A 12,002-nucleotide genomic window follows, 5' to 3' on the forward strand; every position below is an offset into this window, starting at 1 on the left:
AAAATATTGCCCCACGCCCTTGACCAAAGGGGGGGCAGTCGATATTATGACGTTCGTCGCTGCAGCGCAGTTAGCTACAGAGACATAGTTGAGTAATCAGCTAGGAGACGTGGCCGAGTGGCCGAAGGCACATCCCTGCTAAGGATGCATACGGCTTATACCTGTATCGTGGGTTCGAATCCCACCGTCTCCGCCAGAATCAAATAAAAAAGCCTCCCCTGCGGGAGGCTTTTTTATTTGTCTGGACGGAACGGTGGGATGCGAAGACGGAGCGCCCTGAAGGGCGCGCAGGCTCTCCGAATCGCCCATCTGCCGCGCCCCGCGCGGCCCCGTTGGCCGCGCAGCGGCCAACGCCGTCCCCTCATCTCAGGCAGTAGCGGCCAGCGCATGCGCCGACCTCTGCCTCCCCAAATAAATTCTTTCCCCTATCCCTCCCATGTCACGGGCCACTGCCAGCGCCGCAGCGCCAGAGCACAAGCCCACGGAGCGCTTTAACAGGCAGCCGTCGGCACCGATGACTTGCCTGCTGTCCTGGTGGCGCTGGGGAAAAACGACGCCGTGATGTGCGCCCGCCCCCGGATTCTGATCCGCTTGAAGATGCTGGTGCCTGTCCGGACTTGCAAAATGATAGAAACGCCCTGGGCTGAAGTCGACCTTGAGAACGAAACTTGGGCCACCCCGTGGCAGCGAATGAAGATATCAAAGGCCCGCTGCAACGTTCGGCCAACGCCGCCCGCGAAATCAAGGCCATGATCGGCGACTCGGCCGAGCGCGTCGACGCGGGCAGCAAGCTGGTGGACGAGGCGGGCGCCACGATGGACAAGATCGTGATATCCGTCAAGCAAGTGGTCGACCTGATGAGCGAGATCGCCGCCGCCAGCCAGGAGCAGAACCTGGGCATCGAACAGGTCAACCAGGCCATCACGCAGATGGATGAGGTCACGCAGCAGAACGCCGCCCTGGTCGAAGAGGCGGCCGCCGCCGCCGGCAGCCTGGAAGAGCAGGCGGCCAGTCTGGTGCGGGAAGTGGGGGTGTTCAAGCTCGATGCGGGCGCCGCTGCCGGTGTGCTTGCTGCGCCCGCGCATCCGGGCCGCTGACAGGCAGGCTGGCGGCCAGGATGTCGTTCGGCATGGCGTTTCGTGGACGTTGCAGGCAAGCGTTCGGCAAAACGGCAGAGAATGGGATTGTGGCGGCGTGCGACCAAGCTGGGCATGTAAAGCGCGGCGCGCAGCGAGGTATTGCCGGTACGACTGATTATCGTGCGCCCCTTCACTGAAGTGCCGGAATTGCGCTGACGAGGAGTGACGCCAAGAAAGGCAGCAAATGCCTTGGCGTTGCAAAACCGACGAATGTCGCCTAACTGTCCCAGGATTCTTGCGGCTGTGGCCATGCCAACACCAGGGATGCTGACAAGAAACTGGGCATCATGTTTCAGCCTGGGATGGCGATCAATATGCCTGAAATGGAAATGCTGAACATTGCCAAAACACCTCTGTTATTTTATTTTTTAGCTTCATATGCTTGTGATACTTTTGGTGAAATTTTGAGCAATGGAAGATCGCGTCAGATCACTTTAGCGCCAAAGATACTGGAAGTTGCTTGTTTTTACACTTCGCTGTTGTAGGCTATTGTGATCTATGGTTACTTTGTTTCCAATTCGAAACTTGCACTTCTACCATAATTCGTAATAAAATCAAGTGGTTACATGAAAGCCATCTAGTAAAATAGAGGGATTTTTTTATGAGTGTAAATTTCGGGTGTAATTTACTTCGCCACCACCAGTGCCGAAAGTTTATCCAGCGCCATGCGCTGAGCATCCACCTGCAGGTGGGCATAGCGCTGGGTTGTTTGCACATTGGCATGCCCGAGAATCTTGCTGATGGTGTAGAGGTCCACGCCCAAGCCCAACATGATGCTCGCGCAAGAACGGCGCAGGCCATGGAAATTCACATGAGGCATGCCCGCCTTCACGCGCGCGCGGCGCCACGATGACTGCACACCGTACAAGGTCATCTCCTGAATCGCTACAAGTTCACTAGACACCCGCGAGCCGTTCAAAATGCCTTCGCTCAAACTCTACTGGCGAAAGCCTGTTATTAAATCCGTGACGGCGTTTCGGATTGTAGAACATCTCGATGTAGTCGAAGATGTCCTGCCTGGCGTCATCCCTCTCGCAGGTCGCGCAGATCGTCGGCGACCTTGCGGTAGCCATAGACTGTGCCGCTTTCCAGCCATGACTGCTGAATGTGAACGAGCAGGCGCTGGTCTTCATTGGCCCGCTTGCTTTCCGGCTGAAGGCACCACGCATAAAAACCGCTGGGATGAACTCCCATCATCTTGCACAAGCGCCGCACCGGAAATTCGTCCTGTACTTCCTGAATGAAGGCGTACCTGACCCGGACGTCTTGGCAAAGTACACCGCAGCCTTTTTCAAGATATCGCGCTCCTCGGTGACGCGCTTCAATTCGGCCTTCAGTCGCCGCATCTCGTCGGACGGGGCGTCCTGGACCTTGCGCTCGGCTTCGGGTACGCCGTGCCGCTTTGTCCACGCATAGATGCTGTGGATACTGACAGCAAGCCGTTCAGCGACCTCGGCCGCCGGGTGCCCGTGCTTAACAACCTGCTTGACCGCTGCCACCTTGAATTCTTCCGTGTAACGCTTACCACTCATGATTTCTTCTTTGCCTAAATTATGGCTCAGGAGTGTCTACGATGGTCGTGGTGATTCAGAACGATGTTGTGGCCGTAGCATGCTGTTGAGTAAAACGGAAGAGCTCGGGGCCGCAGGGGAGGGCCAGTTCTTGCTGAATGTCACCCTTGCTCAAGCGAGCCGTTTTTTGCCAAATATATTGTATAAGCGATGTGCATAGGCATAGGCGACGCCAGTTAGCATCATTGGGGCGAAGCGTGTAAACAGGAACCGTCGCATGATGTAGCGTGCACCGGGATAACGTAGGTCGCCGTTTACATGAACGGGCGACTTGAACGTGGATGCGACGGTAATTCCAAAATGGTCATCGACAGATGCGACTGCATGCCACCAGTAAACCGGAATGTAGAGGGCATCGCCTGCGTGGACTGTGACACGATATGGCATGACGGCCTGAATTTTCGGAAACTTTTCCGTATCGACATTGTATAAATATCCAGTTTTCGTGGCTGGCGGATAGAGCGCATCCCATGTCTTGCTGTCTGGAGGTAATAACAATACTTCTTTGCTGCCTACGACCTGCGACATCAAGGCTTCATCCGTGGGGTGGAAATGCCAATCTGTGTAGGAATTGCGATAAAAGAAGGCACGAAATCGAGGATACATCCGGGAGCCCTTCCATTCCGTCAGGAAACTATACCAGCTGAGATCCTTGCAGAGCTCCCCCAATGCATGACCAGGAAGTAAAGGGATGCTATGCAACACCAGTTGTTCAGATTTGGTATGGGCACGATCCAGAAATTCATGAAACGTCAGCTCTTGGAAAATGTCGATATTGTGTTGCTGTAGGGTGGGCACTATGTCCTTCTCAGCCATATGCGCATATTCCGATGCGGGCGCAACGCGTGCTTTCATGGCCGGGTTCTCTGTTTCGCGTTTCAGGTACTCAAGCGAACACCAGTTCTTGTACGCTGGCCAGTGTTTTACGGCACCTTGCAGCAGGCAGGGTTTGTTTAATGCAACGTAATTGCGATAGAACTCCTGCGGATTCAGATCGGCAGCAGATATTACAGGAATTGATAAGGCATTTTTGTAATTAGGTGTTTTGGACAAATCCCAAGGGCAGAGTTCCTTGGAAATATAGGTTAATTCTTTTTTGGTCTTCTTGCTGGTCATATTCTTCCAATTTCTTAAAATATAATTATTTTCGTAGTGGTTACCGTCGATATAGGGTGGGAGGGCGGTAGCCTGTTCTGTTGCACGATATGAAATTGCAAATAGTATTACAAATTTCTGTGTTCCTGAGAACGCGTTCATTGGTTGACCAACTATCGCTCACTCGCCCGCTCACTTGCTCTCTGCGGTTCACGAAAATTCGCCCAAAACGGTGGCATCGTTCGATTGAAATAAATTATTGCCAGATTAGGATATTTAATGTATAACATTAAAATTAAGAAAAGACAATAGCGTTTGTTGGATCAGAAGCAAGGCATGCAAAAAACCTGGTGACGAGTGGCGCATGCTGCAAGCATGAGTGGAGAAATCTGGAACGTTACGCATTGCCATTGGGTGGGTTGTCAAAGGAAGAAACGGTAATTAATTCCGTTTCAATGGACTGTCATTCTTGATAGTGTATCCTGTTGCACTTATGCATTTTGGTGTCGGGAATTTATAGTATTTCAAAAGAAAAGGACTGCATTTGATGTTGCGGAGTTCGAGTTTTTGGGAAAGATTTCCGTTTTTGAACCGGTTTGTTTTGTTTGTTGCAATGCCTGTTCTTTTATTTCTGTTGATCCTGGCTATATTTATATTGCGCGGCGGTCCAACTAGAAGTGGCGAATTGCGTCTTGCCGGATTGAATGCCTCTGTCAGTATTTATCGCGCTGAAGGGGCCATGCCGCGCATTGAGGCAATCACTGAACATGATGCGTATTTTGCACTGGGGCTGTTGCATGCCCAAGAGCGGCTGTGGGAAATGGAAATGCTTCGTCGAACGGGAGCGGGGCGCTTGAGTGAGGTCTTTGGTAAGGGAGCATATGCCTCCGATCTGCTCATGAAGCATTTGAGGCTGTATGCGAACGCAAAAAAAATCTGGCTAAATTTGGACGCCAAGAACAAGGTGTTACTGCAATCGTATGTCGATGGCGTAAATTCCGGAATTCATGAGACCAGGGTCTTGCCACTTGATTATTATATAAATGGTTTTCAGCCAGAGCCTTGGGCTCCAGCCGATTCTCTAGTTCTTCTTCAGTTGATGGCTTGGAATTTTTCTGGTAATGCAAGTGATGAACTTCGCCGCCTATTACTGACTAATAAGTATGGAATTGATGTGGCTGGTGAATTGCTGCCAGGAATACCCAGTGATATGGCCGATGCATTCCGTCCGAATGGAACGGCGCTCAGTAAAGAGTATATCAATTCAAAAATTATCGGCTTGCCGGAAGACGCACCGCGTAATAGCATTGCTTATCGTGGTTGGGTTTTCGCGAGTGCATGGGGTGCGCATGGTTTCCCTATCCTGGGAAGTGATACTTTCCCTCCCACGTCACTTCCTGTCTCTTGGTATTTCTCTGAAATGAAAAGTGACAGGTTGGTTATTTCTGGAGCCACCCTGCCGGGCCTGCCCATTTTTTTCTTCGGGCGGAATGCAAGAGTTGCATGGACACTCACCGGAGCCACTGCTGATACGCAGGATCTAATCCTCGAAGAAATTAATCCACTGAACAGGAATCAATATAAAGTGGGTGACGTATACGAGGAAATGAAGCTGGGTCTTGATACGATTCAGTTAAAAAAGGAATTTTTGCGTCCAGCCTCCAGGCCACAAGAAATTCTTGTGCGACGCACCCGTAACGGCGTGGTGATCAGCGACGTTCCAGGTATTTCGGAAAACAAGGTGCTCACCTTGCGATGGACTGGGGATGATGATATGGGGGGGACATTTTCAGGCCTGATGGGGATGAATCATGCCGCTAATTGGAGCGATTTCGATTCGGCCCTGTCGACGTATGTAACCCCCGTCTACAGTTTCCTCTACTCAGATATCGATGGAAATATTGCTTACCTTGCTCCTGGTCGTTATCCGATCAGATCGTCCGGCAATGGCAAGGTACCCATCCGTGGCGGCGGCATTCGGCCGGTGTGGCAAGGTTTTATGGACTATTCCGCTATCCCTAGGGCAATCAATCCCCCGGAAGGTTTTTTAGCCATTGAGAAAAACACACTTTCTCAACTGCAATCATGGAGTTCCAGCCCCGCTGCCATTGCTGCACGCGTAGGTTTACCGTCCAGTCCATTCGTTGCAGGCGGTGCCGGCAAGCATATCTCATCCACGGGAATACTTGCCCTGCAGGAATATTATGCACCTGGCTTGGCTTCCGAAGCGGCGTTGATGCGGATGCGAGCCGTCAAGCCTTCCTCTGCGCAGCAACAAGGCGTATTGCAAGCGTTGAAAAAGTGGGATGGGCGTTTGCTTGAAGAAGGGATGTTGCCTGCCATCTATGTAGCATGGCGTTCACGTTTACGCCAGGTCATCCTGGGTGGTCTACCCGTTAACGGTCCCGCACAAGAGCCTTCGGATGCTTATCTTGTCGCTGGTGATCTTGCCGAACATCTGATGACGGCACGCGGCGAGCAATGGTGCAACGTGGACAAACGCTTATCGCAGGCGAGCTGCGATGGTTTGCTGGAGAAGACTCTGACGGCTGCACTGGCGGATTTGACTACGTTGATTGGAGCAAATGAGGGTGATTGGAATCTTGCCTCACTTTGCAGGGCGGGTCGCCATCGCGGCGAGGGAAGCATTGGAGAATTGCCCGCGGCCAATCGTTTTCTAAATAGGCTCGGCTCAGCCTCGGATGCTCGCGCGCATGACTTTACCTGGACATGTATACGCCAAGACCAATCCATAGATGGGGTTTTCAGGCAGTTTTCTGGCGTGCGTGCCGATGCGGCAGGGGATCGTTGGCTCGTTGATCTTGGTACTGAAGATGGCCCGAGGCCACAACCTAATGTATCCACTACTGGAGCGCTTCCATCGCGTTTCCAAATCCGCTCGGAGCAGCCGGGAAGCTTGCCTGGAGTCAATCGTAGCATGTCAGAAAAGCAGTTATTTATCTTGCCGTTGACTAAAGAAAATAGGTAATCCCTCATGGAGCTCAAGCGTCTTAGCGATCTTTTTTGGAAGTCATCGCCAAATATATTTTTCATTTCCATTGTACTAGGAGCGATAACCGGGGTTTTATATTCGTTGTTGGTTCCATTCTTGATGTATTCGGTTTCCACCGATGTGGATGTAGCTGAAACAAGAACCTTGGTGGCTCCATCTTTTTCTGAGACGCCTACTTCGACCTTGGCGATCGCATTTTTTGCGACGTGCTTGTTCATCGTGATTATGAAGGGACTATTCACTGTTCTGTCCATGTATGTGGCGAATCAGGCCTCGGTGCAGCACAGGCTTTGGTTGTATCGGCGCATCGGCATGTTGAAGTTGATCGACTTGGAAAGAATAGGCCATTCTAGGCTCATTAATATATTAAATATAGATATTCCAACAATCACTGCCGGGGCCGTAGGATTGCCACAAATATGGATCAGCATCGTCACGGTGATGGGGGTGATGGGATACCTAGTACATTTGAATATGCGAGTTTTTTGGTTTGTCATGGCGGCCTTGGTGATTGCAATCCTGACGTATCAGATACCACTGATGATTGTGACGCGGCTATTTCAAAACTCTCGGGAGAGCTATGATTTTGTGCAGCAAGGGGTGAGTGGCTTAGTTTATGGTGCAAAAGAATTAAAATTGAATCGTAAAAAATATGAAGCTTATTTCGAACAGGAGTTGTTGTTTCCTGAAAATAATTCTTTGCGCGATAACCTTAAGGGAAATTTGTTTGTTATTTTTCTGCAAAGCTATGGTGAGGTAATTTCATTTTTAGTTATTGGAATTGTCGTATTTTATTTCAGGTATATCTTTGCGATGACGTCCAATGAGTTATTGGGGATTGCGATGGCATTGTTATATCTGGTAGGACCGGTTGGCTTGATACTGAGTGCCATGGGAACTGTCAGGCGCGGTCAAATTTCACTACAAAAATTACATGAATTCTATCAGGAGATAACTGTTGGTGTTTCTGATAATGTCTCCGTCGACGTCCCGGCATGGGAGTGGATGGAGGTTCGCGATGTGAGCTATTCATATAGCGAAAATGAAAGTGACTTCGGACTGAGGAACGTTAATTTGAGATTCCTGCGAGGTCAGATTAGTTTTATTGTTGGAGGTAATGGATCTGGAAAGTCGACCTTGAGCAAATGTCTTTCTTTTCACTACTATCCATCAAGTGGAAAGATTTTGCTTGGGAAAACCATCATCGATGGCGCGAATATTGAATCTGGCAGGAGGTTTGTTTCTGCGATATTTTCTGATTATTACCTTTTCAAGAGACTATATATTGATCAGGGGGAAATACGTATTGGTGAAATAGAAAAATATTTGAAGTACCTTGAGTTGGATAAAAAAGTTTCCATGGTAGGGGATTGCTTTACGACTACGAATTTATCTGATGGTCAAAAAAAACGCTTGGCGTTATTGGTCATGTTGGTGGAAGACCGGGATATATGTATTTTTGATGAATGGGCTGCAGATCAAGACCCCAGGTTTAAAGAGATTTTTTATACGAAAATATTGCCTGATTTGAAAAGAAAAAATAAGGTAATCATCGTTATATCGCACGATGATCGCTATTATAAATATGCAGATCAGATTGTCACGATGGAAAATGGTGGTGTCGGAAACGTCGAACTGAAGGATATCGGAGTTGCGGAGGTGGCTGTCGAATGCTAGGAGTCTAACTGTTTCTTATTTTCGGAAGTTTTTTGCTTGCTAAAATTCTCGTTCAATTTTAAGTGATTTAAAGGCAATAGATGCTCACAATAGTAGAAATGCTGAAGCAACGCGCGCTTTTGCACCCCGATGAAATTTGCTACACGTATCTGGAAGACCTGGACGCGGAGTCAAATTTAAGTTATCGACAGCTACATGAATCGGCCGAACGATTGGCACATGGTCTGTTGCAACTTGCAGAAAAAGGTGATCGGGTTTTACTGTTGATGCCGTCAGGGCTTGAATATATCCAACTTTATTGGGCATGCCTGTATGCGGGGTTGGTGGCTGTTCCCTTGTATCCGCCGAAGACCAACGACCGGGGCGGCAAGGTGAAAAATGTCATTGCTGACTGCAGTCCGCGCCTCGCTATTCTAGGGGACCGGCTGAGTCAAGGGCAGGAAGCAGAATTTGCAGCAGAAAATTTGCTGTTTTTACTGTTTTCCGATATCCGGACAAATGTCGTGGCTGCAATGGAGCTTTCTCTTCCAGTTGCTGAGGATTTATCATTTTTGCAATACAGTTCCGGATCGACGGGATCGCCGAAAGGCGTGATGATCTCCCACGAGAATATCGTCGTCAACGTACAGGCTCTCGGGACTGCCACTGAAACGAATGATGGCGATGTCTTTGTGAACTGGTTGCCATTATTCCACGACATGGGCATGGTTACGTCCATCTTGCTCCCTTTCTATGCGGGCGCGCGCTCTATTATCTTTTCTCCGCTCAAGTTTTTCAGAAATCCCCTTTTCTGGTTTCAAGTAATAAGCAAATATCGAGCGACCTTTTCCGGAGGGCCTAATTTTGCCTATGATCAATGCGTGCGGAAATATTCCGCTAGCGTCATGGATGGCCTGGATTTACGAAGCTGGCGCGTGGCCTTGAATGCGGCCGAACCCGTTCGCAGCGAAACCTTGCTGAATTTTGCAGCGGTGTACGCACCTGCAGGATTCCGGGAAAGCACATTCATGCCTGCCTATGGCATGGCCGAGGCGACGGTTTTCCTGTCCGCAGGTGAGCTGCTTGAACCACCGCGCATCATGGCCGTGGATGGCGCTGTATTGCAAGGTGGCCGGGCCTTGCCGGTAGCTGGCACGGAGCCGGGGGCCATGCATATCGTTGCCTGTGGTTTTGCGGCAGAAAATCATGAAATTGTAATTGTCGATCAGTTGAAAAAGCTGCCCGACTATCTGGTAGGTGAAGTTTGGGCAAGCGGTAAAAGTATTTCTCGGGGTTATTGGGGAAAGCCGGAGCTTTCCCAGGTGAGTTTTGACGCCTTTACCGAAGATGGCAGCGGACCCTATCTCCGGACTGGCGATCTGGGTTTTTTTGCCGATGGCGAGCTTTACATACTTGGTAGACTCAAGGATATTTTGATTGTCCAGGGGCGTAATATTTACCCTCACGATATTGAAGATAGCGGCCGACGCTCACTTCCGTATGAGGCCGCAGGCGACTGCGTGGCATTCGGCGTGCCAGGCGATGGTACGGAAGATGTCGTGTATGTTCAGGAGGTGCGCCCGCGCTTTTTGAGTTGCAGTTTCGATGTTCTTGCCGCCACGATACGGGATAGTGTTTTTTCCGCCACTAACGTGTTGATACGCGAGATCGTCTTTACGGCCGTTGGGGCGGTCCTGAAAACCACCAGCGGCAAGGTGATGCGCTCGCAGATCAAGTCGGCGTATTCCGACGGACTGCTGCCCCCTCTACATATCAGTGCTCTGGATTTCTCAGAGCATGATTATGCTCCGCTGCTTACGGAGACTGAACACCAGCTTGCAAGGCTCTGGCACGAGATTCTTGATTGTCCCGGTGTGCATGCCAATTCCAACTTTCTCCACCTTGGAGGCAATTCGCTGGCAGTCACGCGACTGCTGGTAGAAATCCGTAAGCAATGGCATGTCGATTTGTCGCTGGTAATGATATTTACTAGTCCTGTACTGTCCGTATTAGCAGTATTAATTGACCAAGCTAGCAATGTGCAAGTCTCCGCCATGGTAGTCCGGCCCGAACTCGCTGCCGAGCCTGCTGCACTCTCCTATGCGCAGCGCAGATTGTGGTTTCTGGCACAGTTAGATAAGGCGGCGGACGCTCAGCATAATATTTGCGTGACGATGTGCATTACGGGGTTGCTGGATAAGAATGCGCTGCATCTTGCATGCCTGGATATCTTTGAGCGTCACCATAGTTTGCGTACGATTTTTTACGCAGGCATGGATGGAGAGCCTTTGCAGGCGATGCGCCAGGCGAAGGGGTTCCGCATCGCAGAACATGATTGTGCTGATGCTATGGACGAAGCAGCTGCACTCCGGGCACACTTGCATGCCGAGGCGGCTAAGCAATTTGACCTGGCTGCGGATCTGCTGATGCGCGTGTCGCTTATACGGACCGGCCCGAATGTACAGATACTTCAAGTTACGGTGCATCATATTGCGTCCGATGGCTGGTCGATGGGCGTGTTGCTCAAGGAAATATCTGCCCTTTATAACGCGCATTTCCACGGCTCATGCAATGCTTTACCGGCGCTGCCAGCGCAGTACGTCGACTATGCGCGTTGGCAACGCCAAACGCTGGCAAGCGGTGTGTGCAGCGAGGACGAGGCGTATTGGACGCGGCGGCTGCATGGGGCACCTGTGGTTCATAATTTACCACTGGCAAGTGTTCGCCCTTCCCGCATGAGTGTTGCCGGTGCTTCCTTCAAGTCACACATAGCGCCTGATGCGGCCCGCGCTTTGCTGGATCTGTGCAATCAACAGGATGCCACTTTGTTTATGGGCCTGTACGCGGTATTTTCCCTGCTGTTGGCGCGCTATAGCGGCGACATTGATATCGTGATCGGCACGCCCATTGCCAATCGGCGTCATGCGGAAGTAGCCGATCTGATCGGTTTTTTCGTCAATGTCGTGGTATTGCGTGGTGACATGTCTGGCGATCCTTGCTTCCTGGATGTGCTTGCTCAGGCACGGACTACAGCAGTCGAGGCATACCAACATCAAGATTTTCCGTTTGATAAGGTTGTTGAGGCATTGAAACCGGTACGCGATATGTCAGTGTCACCGTTGTTTCAAGTGCTGCTCGCGCTTCAAAATTACGATGTGCCAACGGTAAACCTGGATGACCTTGAAGTCTCCGCCGTTGAAGAAATCGATTTGTATGCGAAATATGAGCTCGCGTTGAGTGTGACGCCCTCTGACGGGGGATTCGAATTGCGGTGGCAATACAATTCGGACTTGTTCGATTCAATGCTGATCAGCCGGATGGCTGCCAACTTTTCTATATTGCTGTCGGCACTCGTTGCGCGGCCACAGGTCCGGTACTCAAGATTGCTGGAGATTGCAGGTGCAGAGCAGCAGTACCTGTTGCAGACGCTGAACGCGACGCAGGCGGACTATCCGCAGGAGCATTGCATCCATGAGCTGTTCGAAGCGCAGGTGGCGCGCACGCCAGCGCAGGTGGCGCTGGTCTATG

General features: G+C 50.6%; 6 protein-coding genes, 1 tRNA gene and 4 pseudogenes. 6 read left to right on the top strand and 5 right to left on the bottom strand.

The features are described from left to right. The first annotated feature begins 103 nt into the window (after positions 1-103). Together ACP7EG_RS20790 and ACP7EG_RS20795 are read left to right on the top strand one after the other, a co-directional pair. A tRNA-Ser gene (locus ACP7EG_RS20790) sits at positions 104-196 on the top strand. Positions 197-659: 463 nt separating this feature from the next. After that, positions 660-1,097: pseudogene (locus ACP7EG_RS20795) on the top strand (methyl-accepting chemotaxis protein); the annotation flags it as partial. Positions 1,098-1,186: 89 nt separating this feature from the next. Here ACP7EG_RS20795 and ACP7EG_RS20800 read toward each other — a convergent pair. Beyond that, positions 1,187-1,453 (bottom strand): annotated as a pseudogene (locus ACP7EG_RS20800) (transposase); the annotation flags it as partial. On the opposite strand from ACP7EG_RS20800, the gene ACP7EG_RS20805 reads away from it, so the two are divergent. Further along, on the top strand, positions 1,454-1,624 hold the full coding sequence (locus ACP7EG_RS20805) for a hypothetical protein (RefSeq protein ID WP_426089108.1): 171 nt from the start codon (positions 1,454-1,456) through the stop codon (positions 1,622-1,624). Positions 1,625-1,764: 140 nt separating this feature from the next. On the opposite strand, the gene ACP7EG_RS20810 is transcribed toward ACP7EG_RS20805, so the two are convergent. The 4 genes and pseudogenes from ACP7EG_RS20810 to ACP7EG_RS20825 form a co-directional block, all read right to left on the bottom strand. Next, positions 1,765-2,073: a tyrosine-type recombinase/integrase gene (locus tag ACP7EG_RS20810; RefSeq protein WP_426089109.1), complete on the bottom strand. Its 309-nt coding sequence runs from the start codon at positions 2,071-2,073 to the stop codon at positions 1,765-1,767. After that, positions 2,036-2,170, bottom strand: a pseudogene (locus ACP7EG_RS20815) (IS3 family transposase); the annotation flags it as partial. The pseudogene ACP7EG_RS20815 and the gene ACP7EG_RS20810, both read right to left, overlap by 38 nt. Continuing rightward, a pseudogene (locus ACP7EG_RS20820) lies at positions 2,169-2,671 on the bottom strand (transposase); the annotation flags it as partial. The pseudogenes ACP7EG_RS20815 and ACP7EG_RS20820, both read right to left, overlap by 2 nt. A 150-nt stretch (positions 2,672-2,821) precedes the next feature. Continuing rightward, positions 2,822-3,826, bottom strand: a complete 1,005-nt coding sequence (locus tag ACP7EG_RS20825) for a cupin-like domain-containing protein (RefSeq protein WP_426089110.1) — start codon at positions 3,824-3,826, stop codon at positions 2,822-2,824. Between the two features lie 526 nt (positions 3,827-4,352). Here ACP7EG_RS20825 and ACP7EG_RS20830 point away from each other — a divergent pair. The 3 genes from ACP7EG_RS20830 to ACP7EG_RS20840 all read left to right on the top strand — a co-directional run. Next, positions 4,353-6,794, top strand: coding sequence for a penicillin acylase family protein (locus ACP7EG_RS20830; protein ID WP_426089127.1), 2,442 nt, complete (start codon positions 4,353-4,355; stop codon positions 6,792-6,794). A gap of 6 nt (positions 6,795-6,800) precedes the next feature. Further along, entirely contained in the window at positions 6,801-8,495 is a 1,695-nt protein-coding gene (locus tag ACP7EG_RS20835) for a cyclic peptide export ABC transporter (protein WP_426089111.1), read from the top strand. 98 nt (positions 8,496-8,593) lie between these two features. Further along, positions 8,594-12,002, top strand: a 3,409-nt coding sequence (locus ACP7EG_RS20840) for a condensation domain-containing protein (RefSeq protein WP_426089112.1), incomplete at its 3' end; no start/stop codon positions are given.

The sequence above is a fragment of the Janthinobacterium sp. PSPC1-1 genome, from assembly GCF_049897625.1.
Taxonomy (GTDB): domain Bacteria; phylum Pseudomonadota; class Gammaproteobacteria; order Burkholderiales; family Burkholderiaceae_D; genus Janthinobacterium; species Janthinobacterium tructae.